General features: G+C 41.8%; 14 protein-coding genes and 1 pseudogene. 10 read left to right on the plus strand and 5 right to left on the minus strand.

Annotated elements, in window-relative coordinates:
* The first annotated feature begins 59 nt into the window (after window positions 1–59).
* From bufB to HLM86_RS17815, 3 genes are read left to right on the plus strand one after another with little or no spacing between them, the layout of a single operon-like run.
* The gene (bufB, locus tag HLM86_RS17805) at window positions 60–911 is read left to right on the plus strand and encodes an MNIO family bufferin maturase (RefSeq protein ID WP_076590277.1); all 852 of its coding nucleotides are present in this window, start codon (window positions 60–62) and stop codon (window positions 909–911) included.
* On the plus strand, window positions 908–1,672 hold the full coding sequence (locus HLM86_RS17810; RefSeq protein ID WP_170883495.1) for an HvfC/BufC N-terminal domain-containing protein: 765 nt from the start codon (window positions 908–910) through the stop codon (window positions 1,670–1,672). Before bufB ends, HLM86_RS17810 begins: the two co-directional genes overlap by 4 nt.
* 10 nt (window positions 1,673–1,682) lie before the next feature.
* Window positions 1,683–2,138: a DoxX family protein gene (locus HLM86_RS17815; protein WP_170883494.1), complete on the plus strand. Its 456-nt coding sequence runs from the start codon at window positions 1,683–1,685 to the stop codon at window positions 2,136–2,138.
* 50 nt (window positions 2,139–2,188) lie between these two features.
* Here HLM86_RS17815 and prlC read toward each other — a convergent pair whose 3' ends face one another.
* A complete protein-coding gene (gene prlC, locus HLM86_RS17820; RefSeq protein ID WP_076590274.1) occupies window positions 2,189–4,231 on the minus strand; it encodes an oligopeptidase A in 2,043 nt (680 codons plus the stop codon).
* Window positions 4,232–4,393: 162 nt separating this feature from the next.
* Between prlC and HLM86_RS17825 the strand changes: the two genes are divergently transcribed.
* From HLM86_RS17825 to HLM86_RS17850, 6 genes are all read left to right on the plus strand, one after another.
* Window positions 4,394–5,233 (plus strand): 23S rRNA (adenine(2030)-N(6))-methyltransferase RlmJ, encoded by an 840-nt coding sequence (locus tag HLM86_RS17825; protein ID WP_170883493.1) that lies wholly within the window; start codon window positions 4,394–4,396, stop codon window positions 5,231–5,233.
* 151 nt (window positions 5,234–5,384) lie between these two features.
* On the plus strand, window positions 5,385–6,737 hold the full coding sequence (gene gorA, locus HLM86_RS17830) for a glutathione-disulfide reductase (protein WP_170883492.1): 1,353 nt from the start codon (window positions 5,385–5,387) through the stop codon (window positions 6,735–6,737).
* Window positions 6,738–6,825: 88 nt separating this feature from the next.
* The gene (locus HLM86_RS17835) at window positions 6,826–8,028 is read left to right on the plus strand and encodes a tyrosine-type recombinase/integrase (protein ID WP_170883491.1); all 1,203 of its coding nucleotides are present in this window, start codon (window positions 6,826–6,828) and stop codon (window positions 8,026–8,028) included.
* Window positions 8,025–9,713, plus strand: coding sequence for a hypothetical protein (locus tag HLM86_RS17840; protein WP_170883490.1), 1,689 nt, complete (start codon window positions 8,025–8,027; stop codon window positions 9,711–9,713). The genes HLM86_RS17835 and HLM86_RS17840 overlap by 4 nt, the downstream gene beginning before the upstream one ends.
* A gap of 11 nt (window positions 9,714–9,724) precedes the next feature.
* Window positions 9,725–11,839, plus strand: coding sequence for an integrase (locus HLM86_RS17845; protein ID WP_170883489.1), 2,115 nt, complete (start codon window positions 9,725–9,727; stop codon window positions 11,837–11,839).
* Complete coding sequence (locus HLM86_RS17850) at window positions 11,811–12,248, plus strand: hypothetical protein (protein WP_170883488.1); 438 nt, start codon at window positions 11,811–11,813, stop codon at window positions 12,246–12,248. The genes HLM86_RS17845 and HLM86_RS17850 overlap by 29 nt, the downstream gene beginning before the upstream one ends.
* A gap of 30 nt (window positions 12,249–12,278) precedes the next feature.
* On the opposite strand, the gene HLM86_RS17855 is transcribed toward HLM86_RS17850, so the two are convergent.
* The 4 genes and pseudogenes from HLM86_RS17855 to HLM86_RS17870 form a co-directional block, all read right to left on the minus strand.
* Complete coding sequence (locus tag HLM86_RS17855; protein ID WP_170883487.1) at window positions 12,279–14,468, minus strand: S8 family peptidase; 2,190 nt, start codon at window positions 14,466–14,468, stop codon at window positions 12,279–12,281.
* A 5-nt stretch (window positions 14,469–14,473) separates the two neighbouring features.
* Window positions 14,474–15,547 (minus strand): AAA family ATPase, encoded by a 1,074-nt coding sequence (locus tag HLM86_RS17860; RefSeq protein WP_170883486.1) that lies wholly within the window; start codon window positions 15,545–15,547, stop codon window positions 14,474–14,476.
* Window positions 15,548–15,908: 361 nt separating this feature from the next.
* Window positions 15,909–17,076, minus strand: a pseudogene (locus tag HLM86_RS17865) (DEAD/DEAH box helicase); the annotation flags it as partial.
* A complete protein-coding gene (locus HLM86_RS17870; RefSeq protein WP_170883485.1) occupies window positions 17,070–17,594 on the minus strand; it encodes a VspR family transcription factor in 525 nt (174 codons plus the stop codon). The pseudogene HLM86_RS17865 and the gene HLM86_RS17870, both read right to left, overlap by 7 nt.
* 102 nt (window positions 17,595–17,696) lie before the next feature.
* Here HLM86_RS17870 and HLM86_RS17875 point away from each other — a divergent pair, with 102 nt between their 5' ends.
* On the plus strand, window positions 17,697–18,002 hold the full coding sequence (locus HLM86_RS17875; protein WP_170883484.1) for a helix-turn-helix domain-containing protein: 306 nt from the start codon (window positions 17,697–17,699) through the stop codon (window positions 18,000–18,002).
* The last annotated feature ends 64 nt before the right edge of the window (window positions 18,003–18,066 follow it).

The raw sequence follows: 18,066 nt of genomic DNA on the forward strand, positions 1-18,066 counted from the left end.
GAGGGCGACCTGAATCAGAAGGTCGCCTTTCTTTTTACCCATCCGCATAGGAAGCGTCTGTGACTAAGGACAATGATCAGGTAGGGGTTGGACTCCGACCTCCTCACATTGAATACTTCACAACTCAAAAAACCGCCCTTTCTTGGTTGGAAATACATAGCGAAAATTACTTTCAACCCTATTCCCCTGCCAAGCAAAGCCTCTACTCCCTCATTCAGGACTATGAGATCAGTTGCCACGGTATCGGTTTATCGCTCGGCAGTGTTGCTCGCGTGAATCAACATCATCTCAAGCAACTTAAAGCTTTGTTGGATGACATTAACCCCTTTTTGGTCTCCGACCACCTTAGCTGGAGTGAAAATGGCGGGCACTATTTTAACGATTTATTACCATTACCTTATACTGAAGAAGCACTTCAAGTCTTTTGTCGAAATGTTCTGGAGGTTCAGGATGCCATACAACGGCCAATCCTGATTGAAAACCCTTCAAGCTACGTGAAATTCGCCCACTCCACGCTCAGCGAATGGGAATTCCTGAGCGAGGTTCACAAGCGCACCGACTGCCGATTACTGCTCGACCTCAATAACGTCCACGTGTCTGCCTTCAACCACGGTTTTAATCGTCAGTCTTACATTCATTCGATTCCCGCAGACGCTGTCGATGAAATTCATTTGGCCGGTTTCACAGTAAAACAGCTCGATAAAGGCGAAGTCTGGATTGATACCCACAGCCAGCCTGTTTCGGATGAAGTTTGGCAATTGTACGAACTGTGGTTAGACACCTATGGACCTCGTCCAACACTTATTGAATGGGATTTAGACCTTCCAGAGCCAGAAGTCCTTTTAGCTGAGCGTGATAAAGCTTGTCAGCGACTGTCTCATTTTCACCGTCATAAGAGTGGCATATTATGACTCTGACGTTGGCCGAATTGCAGAAAAACTTTGTTAGCGCGCTTCTCTATCAGAGCACAGGTGAAGCCTGCTGTATCTGTAGCGATCGGTTTACTGCCGATGAGAGAATTCAGATTTACCGCAACAATTTCATTCTTAGCCTAACCGATGTGTTACGGGCCACCTACCCAATGATTTATGCGCTCGTCGGTGAAGCATGCTTTCAGCAATTGTCGAGGTACCATGTCCTTAATCACCCTCTTTTGTCTGGTGATGTGACCGAGTACGGCGCGCAGTTTTGTGACACATTGAACCAATTTCCAGCTGTCGCCGCTACGCCATACTTGCGAGATGTCGCTCAGTTTGAATGGTGTATTGATCAGTCACAACAACTTAGAAATGGCCAGACTAACGCACCACTCCTTAAGCCAATGGACGATTTAGCTCAAGTGGAAGAGTCCGCTCAAGCCGACATTCAATTTCATCTTCTTCCTGGAACTCTAACCTTTCAATCTGAGTTTGCCGTCTATTCTCTTCGCCAAGCGATTGAGAATAATGATGTAGAACATCTGGATATGAATCAACCCGAGCAAGGTGTCATTGTCAGCCAAAGTCATGGCCCATGTTGGACGCGCTCATTGACGGAGCATGAATATACTTTAATCCAACACATCAGTTATGGGCAAAGGTTAGGTGATATACCGCAAGCCTACCTACCTTACCTTGGTGTATTACTTGAAAACCAGCTCGCCGCCGGGTTTTCTTTCACCAGACAAGAATAAGGATTTTATGATGTCAGATTTGATAAAAAACCGTATCGCACAATACGATTCATTCGTGATCAAAATGCAATCTGTGGCCGTTCCTTTACTGCTGCTCTTCTGTCGACTTTGGGTGGCCTGGGTTTTCTTTAATTCTGGCCTGACTAAAATCGCGTCATGGGACAGTACTCTCTATCTGTTTGAGTTTGAGTATCAAGTCCCCATTTTACCTTGGGAGCTCGCCGCTTACATAGGTACTGCCGCCGAGTTAATATTGCCCGTATTTGTGGTATTAGGCCTCTTCACTCGTCCTATGGCAGCCATTCTTTTTGTTTTCAACATCATTGCCGTGGTTTCTTACCCATTACTCTGGGAGAAAGGCTTTTATGATCATCAGCTTTGGGGATTAATGATTTTGATTATTATCGTCTGGGGGCCTGGCTCTGCGTCAATCGACAAACCAATCAAAAAGATATTGTTACGCTGATAAAAAAGCGCCCTCATACTCTGAGGGCGCTCAACACAAAATGATACTGACTATGCACTGATTCCGGAATGACGCAGCAATGCATCAATCTCAGGTTCACGGCCTCTGAAACGCTTGAACAATGTCATCGGTTCCTCACTGCCCCCCATTTCAAGAATATTATTGAGAAAGCTCTGGCCTGTGTCTGAGTTAAAAATACCTTCATGTTCGAAACGAGAAAAGGCATCCGAGGACAAAACTTCAGCCCACAAGTAGCTGTAATAGCCAGCGCTGTAGCCACCCGCAAAAATATGGCTAAAACTATGCGAAAAGCGGTTCCACTCTAGACTCGGTAATACGGCTACCTTTGATTTCACCTCAGATAGCGTTTCAAGCACTCTAGGCCCAACCTCGGGGTCAAACTCAGTATGTAGAGTAAAATCAAACAGACCAAATTCCAGTTGTCGAAGAATAAACATCGCCGATTGGAAATTTTTAGCCGCCAACATTTTATCAAGCATTTCTTTAGGTAGTGGTTCACCAGTTTCGAAGTGACCCGATATAAACGATAGAGCCTGCTCTTGCCAGCACCAGTTTTCTAGAAATTGGCTTGGCAACTCGACCGCATCCCAAGGGACACCATTGATGCCAGAAACCGCCCCAGTATCAACCTGAGTTAACATATGATGGATGCCGTGCCCAAACTCATGAAACAAGGTCACGACTTCATTATGAGTAAATAAGGCAGGATTATCCCCAACTGGCTTGTTAAAATTGCACGTCAGGTAAGCGACCGGAGTTTGCAGTTCACCCTGAGCATTGACACGGCGTACCCGGCATTCATCCATCCACGCTCCTCCACGTTTATGCTCACGTGCGTAAAGATCCAGATAGAAACTGCCGCGCAACCTTCGATTTGCATCGAAAATATCGAAAAATCGGACAGAATCATGCCAAGTATCGACGCCTTTACGCTCTTCTACTTGCATGCCAAAGACTCGTTTCAGCACCTCAAAAAGGCCACTGATCGCTTTGGCCTCGGGGAAGTATGGACGCAGTTCTTCATCTGAAATTTGGAAAAGGTGCTGCTTCTGCTTCTCGCTGTAATAAGCAATATCCCATAGGTTTAGCTCAGTCACACCGAACTCGCTTTGAGCAAACTCACGCAAGGCTTGCACTTCACGTTCCCCTTGAGGCTTGGCTTTATTGGCCAAATCATTGAGGAACCCCAAAACCTGTGATGGGTTTTCTGCCATCTTCGTCGCCAGTGATTTCTCACTGTAAGTGTTAAAGCCCAACATGCGGGCAATTTCATGACGAAGCTTAAGCTTTTCATTAATGATATCGCTGTTATCCCACTGACCGGCTTTCGGGCCACGATCTGACGCTCGTGTCACGTAAGCTTCATAAAGCTCCTTACGCAGTGACTGATTATCACAGTAAGTCATAACGGGTAAGTAGGAAGGAATATCCAACGTCAAAAGATAGCCTTCGAGCGATTTTTCTTGAGCCGCAGCTTTCGCGGCTGCCAACGCTGAGTCTGGCATTCCAGCGAGCTCTTGTTCGTTGATAACCTGCTTATGCCAACCCATGGTCGCGTCGAGAACATTATTAGAAAATTTCGACCCCAGCTCAGACATTCGTTTGCTGATTTCACCATAGCGATGTTGCTGGTCAGCCGGTAAACCAATGCCCGACAATTCAAAATCTCGTAACGCATCTGTGATGGTTTTTCTTTGAGGCTGAGTTAATGTTTCAAATTCTTCACTCGCTTTAAGTGCTTTATATGCCTCAAATAAGCCTTTATGTTGGCCTACCCATGTACCGTATTCTGATAACAACGGTAAGCAGCTCTCATAAGCATCACGCAGTTCATCACTATTGACGACTGAATTCATATGACTTACTGGTGACCAAATACGGCTAAGTCGATCATCCGCTTCCTCAATTGGCGCAACAATCGCCTCCCAGCTAGGCTGATCATTGTCTTTTAGCACCTGTTCTATTCTTGCCCGACAATCGGTGATCGCTTGTTCTATTGCTGGTTTTACATGTTCTGGCTTAATTTGAGAAAACAGGGGTAAATCCGTAAAGCTGAGAAGAGGATTAGACATGTAGCATTCCTTTTGTTGGCAAACGCGAACTAATGGGTTCGTCTTACATATTTCTAGTTTGTCTTAATTAGTAAATATAGGTAGGTTCAGCAATTTTCAATAGTGGCGTATACTATCAGCTATTAAAGAATCCGATGTTCGTCCCCTTTAGAGAGTATCATTTTGTTAAGTTACCGCCACAGTTTCCATGCAGGGAATCACGCTGACGTCGTCAAGCATATTGTTCAAAGCCTTATCCTTAATGCCTTAAAGGAAAAAGATAAGCCTTTTGTGTATCATGATACCCACTCCGGTGTCGGTCGCTATGACTTAACCCATGAATGGGCAGAAAAAACCAGCGAATATAAACAAGGCATTGCCCGCCTATGGGGGGCGAGTGAGTTACCATCTGACATCACCAGCTATTTGAATGCCATCAAAGCGCTGAATAGCACTGATTGCCTGCGCTACTACCCAGGCTCACCGCGTGTTGCTCGTGCTCACCTCCGCCCGCAAGACCGTATGGTTTTGACCGAATTACACCCTAGTGACTTTCCGTTACTCGAGCAAGAATTTCATCGCGACCGTCAAGTCAGTCTCTACAAGGAGGACGGTTTCAAGCGTTTAAAAGCCAGTTTGCCCCCAAAAGAGCGCCGTGGCCTAGTCCTGATTGACCCCCCTTATGAACTCGCAAGAGAATATCGTGATGTCGTTCAAGCTATCCATCAAGCACATAAGCGCTGGGCAACGGGGATCTATGCGATTTGGTATCCCGTCGTCAACCGTTGTGACATTGAGGATATGCTTAAAGGGTTAGAAGGCTTAGGGATTCGTAGAATATTGCAAATCGAACTGGGGGTCTCCCCCGATACTAACGAGCGGGGCATGACAGCTTCGGGCATGATTGTTATCAATCCCCCCTGGAAACTCGAGAGTCAAATGCAAGATATTCTGCCTTTACTTAAACAGTCGATTGCTCCGGCCAGCGGACACTTTAAAATTGAATGGGTCGTTCCAGAATAAACGACCACTAAAAAGAAATATTACACGGGATAGATTGAGTTACCGCCATCTATCCTCCATATCTACACCAACCAATTATCATTTTCAGGATGTTTGTGACCCGGCTCGATAGCCAGAGTAAGTCCTTGCACCTCAAAACATGGAGAAAGTCATGGCAACTCATTTTGATTACATCTGTATCGGCGGCGGATCAGGGGGTATCGCCTCTGCAAACCGCGCGGCAATGCACGGCGCTAAAGTCGCACTTATCGAAGCGCAAGACCTAGGTGGTACGTGCGTTAATGTTGGTTGTGTGCCAAAGAAAGTCATGTGGCATGGCGCTCAAATCGCAGAAGCAATGCACCTCTATGCGGAAGACTATGGCTTCGATGTGGACGTAAAAGGTTTTGATTGGAGCAAACTGGTTGAAAGCCGTCAGGCATACATCGGACGAATTCATCAATCTTATGATCGCGTGCTTGGTAACAACAAAATCAACGTGATCAAGGGGTTTGCTAAGTTCGTCAACGAAAAGACCATCGAAGTCAATGGAGAACACTACACGGCCGACCATATTCTGATCGCGGTCGGAGGGCGCCCTACGATACCGAACATTCCAGGCGCCGAGTATGGTATTGACTCCAATGGTTTCTTTGAACTAAAACAACAACCGAAACGCGTCGCTGTTATAGGAGCGGGTTACATTGCGGTTGAAATTGCGGGGGTCCTCAATGCTTTAGGCACCGAGACACACCTGTTCTGCCGAAAAGAATCACCATTGCGCAGCTTTGACCCAATGATCATCGAAACACTGGTCGAAGTGATGCAAGCGGAAGGGCCGACACTGCACACTCAATCCGTACCAAAAGAAGTGGCAAAAGAAGCCGATGGCAGCCTGACACTCCATTTAGAAAATGGCAAAACACACAACGTCGATCAGTTAATCTGGGCAATTGGCCGCCACCCGGCAACCGATGCGATTAACCTTGCGTCAACGGGTGTCAGCACCAATCCACAGGGTTACATTAAGGTAGATGAGTACCAAGCAACCAATGTCAAAGGCATTTATTGTGTGGGCGATATCATGGAAGGCGGCATTGAACTCACACCCGTCGCCGTCAAAGCAGGCCGCCAGCTTTCAGAGCGTCTGTTTAACAATAAACCAAAGGCGAAGATGGATTACGATCTCGTCCCTACCGTCGTATTCAGTCACCCTCCTATTGGCACGATCGGCCTGACTACTCAAGAAGCGGAACAAAAGTACGGTAAAGATAACATCAAGGTCTACACATCCGGTTTCACCGCAATGTACACGGCGGTCACCAAACATCGTCAGCCTTGTAAATTAAAGCTGATCTGTGCTGGGGAAGAAGAAACAGTGGTCGGTCTGCACGGCATTGGCTTTACCGTTGATGAAATGATTCAAGGCTTCGCTGTTGCCATGAAAATGGGAGCGACTAAAGCCGACTTCGATTCCGTGGTTGCCATCCATCCAACCGGTTCAGAAGAATTTGTTACCATGTAGATCGTAGTCTGGAAAATCTACCCTTTAGATTTGTAAAGTCTGGAAAGACTACTAGCCTCAATAGAGTTCAACATTCTGTGAGGCTAGTATGGTTACGGTTATCCACTCAAAAGATTTTAATGTTCCTCGCATATTTCCTACATCAAAAATTTCAAAGTCTTTCTTACTGAAAGGCTTTCCAACTTTCTATTCGAACGAAAATGAGTACATTCTTCCCGTAAATCTCTGGCTAAACTATCTTCAAAACATCAGAAGCGCATCTGACATTTCTTGTTGCGTTAGAGCAATGAAAAGGTACTGGCAATTTCTTGAAGATACCGGATGTGCTTGGAATGCTTTTCCTCCTACAGATTACCTCAAGCCTACTTACAGGTTTAGAAACGATAACTTACTCAAGGCAGCTAAAAAGGGAGAGATCGCATACTCAACAGCATCACTCTATATGCTGCAAGTTATTAAATTTTATGAATGGGCGACTCACGAACATTTTATAACTTTTACGGAAGATAATAAGCCGTTTAACTACCAGTTAGTTCATATCGCAAACACAGGAATGATGAGCCACAACAACCCAAAGTTTGTTGTTCGCTCCACAGACCTAAGAATAAGAAAACCAGCCAGGAACGAAAACCAAAGACTTAATCCTTTATCAAAAGAAGAACTTGCTCAATTCGCAACCTGCTTAGCAAGCTATTCTGAAGAGTTCATAATTCATCAACTATTACAGCTTCAATCAGGGTTAAGAGTCGAAGAAGCATGTACGTTCTCTGTTACTTCCGTAGAAAAGCCAGACCCAAACTCAAAGAGATTCGAAGTAGAAATCGGCCCCTCCAATGGGGTGCACACAAAATTCAATAAAACCAGAAAGGTCGAAGTTCCATTTTCACTGATGCAAAGAATGTACTACTACAGCGTCTCAGAACGTCGATTCAATCGAGCTAAAAAAACCAACCAAGAGTACTCTACCCTTTTACTCAATAATCGTGGAATGCCTCTATGTAGTAATAATATTCAACAGTACTTTCGCCGCCTACGAGAAGAGATTAAAGACAGGTTCCTGACATCATTCGATCATAGAACACATGACCTGAGAGCAACTTATGGAACGTACCGACTAGATGCTCTTTTAGAGCATCTAGTTGTTGGTGATGCACTAGCGCTAGTAATGGCTTGGATGGGTCACAAGGATGACAAAACCACATGGAAATACCTTAAGTACCTTCGAAAAGAGAAAGCGAACCAATCAGCGATAGTTCTCCTTGATCAGATTCTAGAGGGGTCACTTGAATGAGCTATTCACCCCCTATCCTGACAATAAGAATGCGTACAGGTATTGACCAATATTTCACATATGATTTCACTCGCTTTTTTTATCACGGTGTCGCCTTCAAAAGGAGCTTTGAATCGGCAAAGCCAGCAAATCGTGACAATGATGTATTGCGATGGTACCGATTCTTTAATGATACTAATGAGTATTCGGATCTTACCAAGCAAAGCTACCTTCGAGACTTCGCTCTCTTTGTTCGTCATTGTGATTCAAAGAACCTTATACCTGAAAGCGCCGAAGCAGTTGAATCTTTAGAAAGGCATTTAATTGAAAGAGTTAGAATTGAAAAAATGAATGTGAACTCTGCCAGAAAGCAGATTTCATGTGTTAAGAAATGTTTAGAAAAATTGGGGAACCCTAGTTCAACATGGTTCTCGTCTTATGCCCTGTTTCGCTCTGAAGTAAATCCAACTGAAAGTTATTCTGATCAAGAGTTAAATATCCTTATAAAAGTTATCTATCGTTTTTTTAATCAGCTATCAAAACAAATCTTAGATGAACCACAGAAGTTCCTTCAAGCTACGACCAATAAACGCGTTGGCACCTTTATATACCAAGGATTTTCCCATGATATTGCATCACCCGTAACAAAATGTTTTAGCTCAGCTTATTTCTTGCTGGCGTATTACACATGGGGAAATACAACGGTACTCCTAAACATGACTAAGCCAAAAGAAAAAATATATGAAGGCGGAGCGTGGTTTGAGCAAAGTATATTGAAACCTAGAGCAAATAAGTTTGTATCAGTTTCAATTGGTGACAATGGCACCTACCATGTCCCAAAGATAGCTCTACGTTTTTTTGAGCAACTTCTTAAACTTAGCACATCTATATCAACCAACTCTCATCTGTTGTATCAAGTAAAAACAGGAAAAGCAGCGCCATTACAACAAGGTCATATTCAAACATTCTCCAAATGGCTACAACAAACATTTTCTCTAATGACCGATGATAATAAACCACTGAGACCAACAGCATCAAGGTTCCGAGCTAGTGGTAGCTATCGATATTTAGCAAAAACTGGCAACGCAGTCGAAACTTCTCTTTTATTGGGAAATACTCCACGCACACTCAATAAACACTACTCGTCAGGGAATACTGTAGAAAATGAAAAGCAACTACTGGCAGCTACATACACGATAGAAGGAATGGCAAAGTGCTCTGATATTAACCAAGCAAAAGAACACACGAAAAGAGAACTTGGCATTGAGGTTCTCCCATATGAAGAGTTTTTAAACAAATACTCTGATTCGAATGGTCAAAAAACAGTACTTGGTACTGGTTGTAAGAATGCGTTTTCTGCACATGTTGAAAAATATAGGAGAAGAAATCACTTTAATCCAAAGGACTTTGTTGTTGATCATCTGGCATGCTCAGACATCCATAACTGCTTCAACTGCGAAAACCAAGTCATCATAGAAAGCATTGAGGATATTTGGTGCTTGTTGAGCTATCGAGAGTCAATCAAGGACTCAAAAGTCTATCACTTAAATGAACAGCACTTTTCCAATAATTACTCCCACCTTCTCGCATCGATTAATAGCGTTGTTTTCAATATTCATCCAAAAGTAAAAAGGCTCGCGGAGAAAAAACTGAAAAATGAAGGTCGTCATCCATTATGGCCAGATGGCATCAATATTGATTTTTAGGAAAGCAAAGCATGACACCTCTTTTTGAATTACCACGAAATATACTGCAAGAAAATTTATCTGAATACAAAAGAGTTATTCAACTTTATATCGATAATAATTATCGTGAGTTAAATGATGTAGTAATGACCAAAAACTCTGACGGTTCTCCTTGTAGCTACTTTGGTGACGAGGAGTGGGATTTTTCAGCATATTTAGATAGTAGAATTGTGCATAAAAAAAGAATCATTTTTTCAAATTTTGAAGATGATTTACTAGCTAGAGAAATGAAACTTATATGCTTTTCTTGGTTATATATCGCTGGCCACAATAGAAAAGGGGCAGCTATAAAGCCAACAACTATTATGGCTAGGTTCTCTAAACTAGCTCAAATATATAAGTTTATTGAGAATAATGGGTACTCTTCTGTATCTCATCTCTCTCACGCTCTGGTTTTTAACGAGTTTCGTAATCATATCAAAAACCAAAACTACCAACATGCTCAGGTTGCTGCTATTTACAATACTTTAACCAGTATAGCGCGAGCAGCAAAGTACCTTCCAATTAATTTTAGCGTTCCAAAAAATGAAACGTCCACCAAGTTTTCATATGGTACTACAGGAAAAAATAAGGAAGATGGTGCTAATCAATTCTATGCTATACCTACGAGACTAATGGAGAACATTTACAAATACTGTTTCGAGATAGTTGAAGAATTTCATCCACATAAGGAGGCTATTCACGAGTTATTACACGACTTACGACAAAACTATGTAGAAGGGCAAAATAGAGTAAATAAAAAAATTAAAAGTGGCACTTGGGGTTGGATAAACAAGGACTCACCTGATTACCGTATTGAAGTAAACAAACACATGCCATCATCTTATCGTTCGATATTCGATGCCCACTATGAAGACTCATTTTTAGGTGAAAAGCTTCCGAGTGATACTAGGAAATTTCAAGGTGCAATAATTGAGCTACAAACAATATGTTATATCACATGTGGAGCTCTTACCGGAATGCGACGTTCAGAGCTATATTGTTTGCACTCCAATAGCTTTAAGGAAAAGGAGATGTATGGGCGAAAATACTATGTCCTAAGATCAGAACATCACAAATTTGTTCAAGGTGCAGGTAAACCCGCTGAATGGGTAACCACTAAATTAGCAAAGAAAGCCATAGAGTTAGCAGAGGCCATATCTAGATATATGAGAATACAATTAATCGAAGATGATGACCCAATGAGCGTATACAACTCAACCTGTCTTTGGTTGGGGCAAGGCCATAAATCAAAAAAGCCCGTTATTAGTCAAGATAATAATATGCGTAAGCATTTCCGAAGTATTTGTAATAAAGCAGGGGCAATAATAAAGGAAAGCGATCTTGATGAATTTAAGTTGATAAACCCAAACCGAGAACCGAAAAAAGCGGCAGAAAAGCTACAGGTGGGTAAAGTATGGCCATTAACCACCCATCAACTTCGCAGAACATTTGCAGTTTTTTCCAAAAGACACAACTTGTGCCATGACATAGCAATTAAACAACAGTTCAAACATCTCGACCTACCTACAACAGAATGGTATGGAGAAGGTGGCCTAGCTAGCAAAATAAAGGCTTTACAAATAGATACCGAACTTCAATCTTTTTTAAATGACGTCATTCAAGAGTCTACGACTCAAAAAATTCATCAATGGTACGAAGAGAAAGAATCAAACAATCTCATGGGACACATGGCAGGTACCATCAATAAAAACCGACTTTCATTACACAAAAAATACAGATCTTGGGATGCCATCAATGAACATGTAAAGGCTGGTCGCTTAACTTTAGTTGGTACCCTACACTCGTACTGTATGGCTGGATACGAATGCCAGATGCATAAGATTAGCTCACCTGCAAACTGCATGAATTGTGAAAATCAGCTAATTGGTCAAGAGCAAGTTGAAAGCTGGCAAAAGCGGCACTCGTGGGTTTCTCAGCAAGTTAAAGATATGGATGCGATCGGTACATTAACAAGTTCAATGTATTCTCATTTCATTACTCAAATCAGGGCAGCTGAAAAAGTATTGCACCGATTTAAAATACCATTTGAAAAATTTGACATAGGTAGTGATAAGTATGAGCAAATCCCAAATTACGAGGGTTGAACTTGAAGATGCTCTTAAGCGTATTCTAAGTGGGAAAACCGAACGTATAGACCCAACTAGGAAAATATCTGTCAAAGCTGTTGAGGAAGAGGCAGGCCTAGGTGATGGCTCAGCTTATTACTACAAAGACATCGTCTCGACGATAAAAGAGGCGGTGATTCAGAACTCACCAAAAGCTAGAAAACAGAACCTCTATGAAGAAAAAATCGCAAACCTTAGGGAGCGCTTAGCAAATGAAAAACGATTGAAAGAAAAGTACTACAAGCAAGCTGAAGATTATAAAGAGAAGTTAAGTGAAATGGCCAGTCAGCATAACCAACTGGCTTTGATGATTCAGCAGTATCAATATCGAATAGCTGAGATTGATTGTGAAGTATCAGAGTATCCCTCGCCTGAAAAATATAAATAACAATTCAGGTTTGACCGCAAAAGTGACTAACTATACTCGTACTCGATTCGCTACCTTCACGGCTTGCAAAGTCTGGTTTTGCTGAAGTACCAAGTTGTAAGTATTGGTATCACCCTGTGCCCTTATAGATATAATAAGGGAATAGTTAAGTGGCTCGAGATCCGTTTGACTATCTCCGCCCTGCTCTCTAGCATGATACTTAACATCAAACACAGGATTGAGGAGGGTGTCTTTTTTAAATCTTTGAGACCTAGATATGCATGTTTCCCACTTGTGCGCATCTTCCCTTAATTCCTCTTCCGTTTCATATAAGTTACCCACTGAAAAGAATGTTTTGGAATCAGCATGATCAGCTTCTTCACTCTTTTTCTTACTTTCATTTCCCCTAAACACAATGTCTAAACCACTTCTCGTATAGTGTAAAGGATGTTCAGGATCTGTAATTGCATTAAAGCAAAAAGTCGCTTTTAGGTGAACCCATGTACAATCGATTCCGTCAGGAATTGGGATAGGCACTCTCAAATGCTCTGATTTGTTTAGCTCACCCTGATATACAATTATCGCTTCATCATCCATGCATTCGACAACAGACTCCGGTGAGCTTGGTAGCAACCCCCACCCTACATCATTTTGCTCTTTTTCGTCACGATTAGCATGATGCACCATTAGAGCCTTTACTGTTGATGCATTCAAATCAAAGTCCGTTATAGAGTCAATTCCAGCCGCTACTCTCAATGCATAAGGCGCTGCATAGCTTGTGCCAAGAGTGCCCACAATAGAATGAGTCAGTGGTGAATAAACCTTAAAAAGCTCTTTGTTTGAACCACCAAAAATCACCCCATCTGGTTTTACGACTCCAGGACTTCTACCTGGCCCAATACAACTATACGAAGCTTTTTCCCATGTTTCTCCCGTAGAATCAGAAGCACCGACTGCAAAGCAATTAACCATGTCACTTGGCGGCTGTATTCTTGCAAACTCCCCATCTAGTTCACCGTCATTACCGATTGCGACAGTGGCAAAGCAATGGCCATCTTGTAAGAGCCTATCGATAACTGAAGTCCATACATGAACATCATCATCATCTATTGCCAACCTCGGCCCTAAACTTAGATTTACGTACTTATACTCTTTCTTCTGTAAAACAGCCTCAATTCTCGATAGCACATCAAACAAATCTGGATCGGTATCCGTTGCTGATAACACCCTAACAATATCAACTTTAGTGTATGGTTCTCCCATTGGTAGGTTGCTATCAGAGTATGGACCAAATAGATATGCAGAACATACTTCACTACCATGGGATAGCAAACTAGGGTGCCCATGCGTGACATCAGAAGGAATATATTCAGTTATCCAATCGTGGAGGATATGTTCAGACCCTATACCACCATCGAAAATACAAACTTTGAAATCATTACTTAACACTTTCAGTTGGGGTAACTCAAAAGCCTCTTTGAGAGACTCACGCATAACATCAGGATGGTTAAATCTAAGCTGAGGCATACTTCTAAGTACCCTTAGATGAGAAAATTGCGCCAACTCATGTTCTGTGCCGTTCTCAATTGTCACAGGTAGGAAAGTCAACCCTCCAACAGTTTTGGCTCTCTTCCAATCAACAACGCCACCAAGAGAGACCGAATAATTATCAAATGAGCTTCTAACTACTTGATCATGCTCCGATGCATGTAACACTACTTCTAATTTTAACTCGTCACTCTGATCATCTATATATTTAATCTTTTCATCAGGTGTTATCGAACTTACATTTTCGATAGATCTAATAATACCCTGTGTAGATTCGGGCAAATTGTCATGTTGAATGCTATTTAACATAGCTTCAAATTTAGACTTAGTTCCTGACACAAAAATACACGATGTCAGCCCCTCTTCTGGATGTTTTTTGACTGCCCATTTCTGAGGTTTTATACGCAACGACTTTGAACCTACATCTTTGATATCATAACGATTAAATAACTTTGTAGGATAATAAGATTTAGCTAAATAAGAGGGGTGCTGAAGGAACTTTATTACAACTTCACCATTTGCACACTGTACATCTGGTTTTAAATCTATATCTTCAATTACACTGGACAGGTTTTTAACTAACCGATCCCTTGCTTCAGAGAACGAGTAAGGGTGCTTCTTCTCACCTCCTCCAGATCTTACCTCTACTGAGTTAGTAAGAGATTCACCATAGCCAATAATAAAGTTCTTCATTAAGTTTACCCTTCTTTTGAGTCTTCAATAGACTTCTTAACTGTTGGCCTACTTATGCTTAGCTTGCTTGCTATAGCCCTTTGAGAGAGTCCTTGATTATGAAGCTTTACAGACATTGCCTTCTTCTCTTCCATGCTCAACTCTTCGTAATAACCGACATTTTCTTCGCCAGCCAAATTTCTTAAAGCCAAAGCAGAAATGACACTTGCCCTTTTTTCTTGGGTTAGCTCTCTGTCTATGTTGCTAAAGGACATTCCTTCAAACTTATCTACATATTCCTGCTTTTTATCTGCAATATCAGACCAGTACTCTGATAAATAGTCACCAATCATATCCTTGGAAGGCATTGTAAATAATATTTCCATATCAAACCTCCTCCATATTGCAGGATCTAGAAGTTCGCCGTGATTGGTAGCTGCGACAAGTAAAGATGTCGAAGGCCATTCATCAATAGTTTGAAGTAACACTGTTACAAGTCTTTTTAGCTCGCCTAACTCACGATCATCATCTCGACGTTTAGCGATGGCATCAAACTCATCAAGTAGCAATACACACGGGAAAGACATTGCATGCTCTAACACAGCCCTAACATTACTACCTGTTTTTCCTAAGAAGCTACTCATAACGGTGGCTAAGTCTAAGATAAGTAATGGGAGATCGAGTTGGTTCGCTAGCCATCTAGCAGACATAGTTTTACCTACACCTGGAGGCCCCTGGAATATTAAAGATTTAGTTGGCTGTAGACCTTCAGACAACAGAGCATCCACATACTTCCTTTCCAGCAGTACCTGATCAAATACATCAGATACACTATCAGAATATATTGGAGATTTTGATAGTAATGTAGGCACCTCCACCTTAATCAGACTCTGCCTACTATCTGAATCTACAGGTGGAGGCATACGTCTGACATTGCTGCTTCGTAAAGCATCAGAAGCTAATCTTTGAGCCATTTGCTCGTAGAGAGAGGTGTTTTCCAACCTAATTTTTGAAGCCAGTTTCCTAACAATCATTTGCGCTGTTGACTTATCCCCCTTAAGGGCGACATCTACCAAGTTTAATATGAGCTTATCTTCCATTTTGGCCTACGCTTTTAGATTTTATTTTTACAATGGTAAACCATAACAAAAAAACTTACCACGAAATAACCAATACTTACCACACAAAAAAGACATAGTGACCAAAATAAACACAATCAATGGTAAGTTTCGTGATGGTTCTAGGACAAAACAAGAGAAAAGGCAGAGATAACACGTTTCCTAAAACGCCCCAACTGAATGTCACTCACCGAAGGGGGCCTTTCAAGGAGGCCATTAGCTTTATAACTAGGTGAACTAATCCAAGCAATTGAAGACTCTGAACCAACAACCTTATTCAACGGACTTTCTTTACATTGTGCATCATGTCTACCAAGAAAAAAGCATTCTTCCATTGGCGGAACTTTTGCAAATAAACACGATTCAGGAATGTCTTGTTCAATCCGCTCCGAAAACTCTATCAGGCTTTGCTCTGCAAAAGTAAATAGCCACGCTTGTTGGTTTGCTAGCCCATTAACTCTAAGAATACGCCCAAGAACCTGTCTAAAATACAGCTCAGTTTTGACAGAGCTCATATGGCAACAAACTTGAAGACGAGGGATATCAGTACCTTCGCTAATCATTCCAACGCTGACAATCCATTGAGCATCACTTTGACGATAACGTTCTATTTCTGCTAAAGGTTCTTCGTGGCGATAAGTGACTATTGAGACTGTTTGAGCGTACTTTTGAGAGAGTATCTTTTTAATTGTTTGCGCATGCTGAACGGATGAAGCAACAACTAAACCTCCTGCACTTGGGGATTGAGTGCGGATTTCTGCGAGCTTTTTACAACCGAGTCCAAGTAGGTACTCCATCGCTTCTTGGTTGTGTATTACACTTTGATAAGACGTTTTAGTCTGCTTAATCATTTCAAGTATGGATGAAAAAGATTCTACTTTTTCATCACTGGTTACTGAGAGGTGTTCGTTATCAACGAGAACCAAGTTCGGAGTTCTGCAAACCTTGTCAGCAATGGCTTGCTTCAAGGTATATTGATAATCAACGAGAAGTTGCCCATCAGGAGTACTGTATTCACTCATCACGATAGGTAAGGCATCTGAGCGCCACGGAGTTCCTGACATAGCCAATGTGTAGGTTGCTAGCCCTTGAATCTTTGTGAGTACCTGCTGCCCCCAAACATTTGCATTTTCGATCTCTGAACCCGAGCAATGGTGTATCTCATCAAAAACAACAAACACTCGATGGTTACGGAGGGTTTGCCAAAATTCATCTTTAAGAAATTGAATGGATTGGTATGTTAAGGATTGCCCAATAGAACCTAACCCACCGTTAAAAGTACAATTAAGAGTGTGTGAAAAGGTTCTTTTTATACCATCTGAAACGGTTAAAGACGGTCAAAAACACAGAACAAGATCGACCATATCATCTTGCAACAATCTCGAAGCTACCGTTGCTGCAAGCACTGTTTTCCCTGCCCCTGGCGTAGCTTGGCAAAAGAAGTGGACGCAATTCGCTTTAAATTTTTTCAATGCTCTTTCTGAACACTCTTGCTGCCACTTTCTTAACACGTTTGTTTGCCTTCAGAGAGGGTTTGAAGAACGTTTGTTAATCCGTTTACCTTTCCAAGTAGATGCGCAGAATGCTCTTTTGCTTTATCAAGAAGCGGGATTAACTTGGGCTCTAATTCAGGGAAGCGACGATTGAGAGATTGGTACTCTTCAATCTCTCCAAGCACAATCTCTAACTCACCTTTGTACTGATTACGCTCATGACTTAATACCGAATAATCAGGAGTTAAAGCTATATCAACGTCAACAGATTCCTGCTTCGGTGTAATCAAAAGGGTTTTAAAAAGATCGGTCTGAAAGTACCTTTTTTGTTGGCCACTTCCTTCACTCCTGAGCCAATTGTTCTTCATAAAGCGTAAGATTTGTCGGTAAATTCTTCGACGAGCATCATCCAAGTCAACATACGAATCATCTATAGACACAAACGCGTCTCTTAATTCAATAACTGAAAAACCATCCATTCTTTTTTTAATCAATAGCTTGTGCATTTCTGCACTGATTTTTGTAGAACGTTTCATGTACTGCTCATAATGCTCAATAAACTTAGGATTGCTAAGTATACAGAAATCAGTAAAACTTAGACAATCTAAGTTATCAAAGGTTTTTAGAATGAACGCTCTGTGGAATACAACCCAATCCCAACCCGACTCAAGCAAGCCCGTAAACGCGCCGGTATTACTCAAAAGAATCTAGGAGTAATGATTGGTATGGATGAAAGCTCTGCGAGTGGTCGAATGAACCACTATGAAAAAGGTCGGCATACACCGGACATCAGCACATTAAAGAAAATGGCTGATGCGCTTGGGGTACCTTTGAATTATTTCTTATGTGAAGATGAGATTTCTGCAGAGTTAGCGGTTTTGATAAGCAAGCTTCCAGATCAAGAAAAGAAGAATCTATTAGAATTATTAAAGATAAAACTTTAGTTTAAAAAGCTCCCTCCTTTTTCCAGTAACAACCCTCACATCTCACATTTGGACACAAAACAAG

The sequence above is a fragment of the Vibrio ostreicida genome (assembly GCF_013074385.2).
Taxonomy (GTDB): Bacteria; Pseudomonadota; Gammaproteobacteria; order Enterobacterales; family Vibrionaceae; genus Vibrio; species Vibrio ostreicida.

Excerpts from the sequence above, each read along its gene's own strand:
- HLM86_RS17810 (WP_170883495.1), top strand. The coding sequence starts at position 908 with ATGACTCTGACGTTGGCCGAATTGCAGAAAAACTTTGTTAGCGCGCTT.
- HLM86_RS17815 (WP_170883494.1), top strand. The coding sequence starts at position 1,683 with ATGTCAGATTTGATAAAAAACCGTATCGCACAATACGATTCATTCGTG.
- prlC (WP_076590274.1), bottom strand. The coding sequence starts at position 4,231 with ATGTCTAATCCTCTTCTCAGCTTTACGGATTTACCCCTGTTTTCTCAA.
- gorA (WP_170883492.1), top strand. The coding sequence starts at position 5,385 with ATGGCAACTCATTTTGATTACATCTGTATCGGCGGCGGATCAGGGGGT.
- HLM86_RS17835 (WP_170883491.1), top strand. The coding sequence starts at position 6,826 with ATGGTTACGGTTATCCACTCAAAAGATTTTAATGTTCCTCGCATATTT.
- HLM86_RS17840 (WP_170883490.1), top strand. The coding sequence starts at position 8,025 with ATGAGCTATTCACCCCCTATCCTGACAATAAGAATGCGTACAGGTATT.
- HLM86_RS17845 (WP_170883489.1), top strand. The coding sequence starts at position 9,725 with ATGACACCTCTTTTTGAATTACCACGAAATATACTGCAAGAAAATTTA.
- HLM86_RS17850 (WP_170883488.1), top strand. The coding sequence starts at position 11,811 with ATGAGCAAATCCCAAATTACGAGGGTTGAACTTGAAGATGCTCTTAAG.
- HLM86_RS17855 (WP_170883487.1), bottom strand. The coding sequence starts at position 14,468 with ATGAAGAACTTTATTATTGGCTATGGTGAATCTCTTACTAACTCAGTA.
- HLM86_RS17860 (WP_170883486.1), bottom strand. The coding sequence starts at position 15,547 with ATGGAAGATAAGCTCATATTAAACTTGGTAGATGTCGCCCTTAAGGGG.
- HLM86_RS17870 (WP_170883485.1), bottom strand. The coding sequence starts at position 17,594 with ATGAAACGTTCTACAAAAATCAGTGCAGAAATGCACAAGCTATTGATT.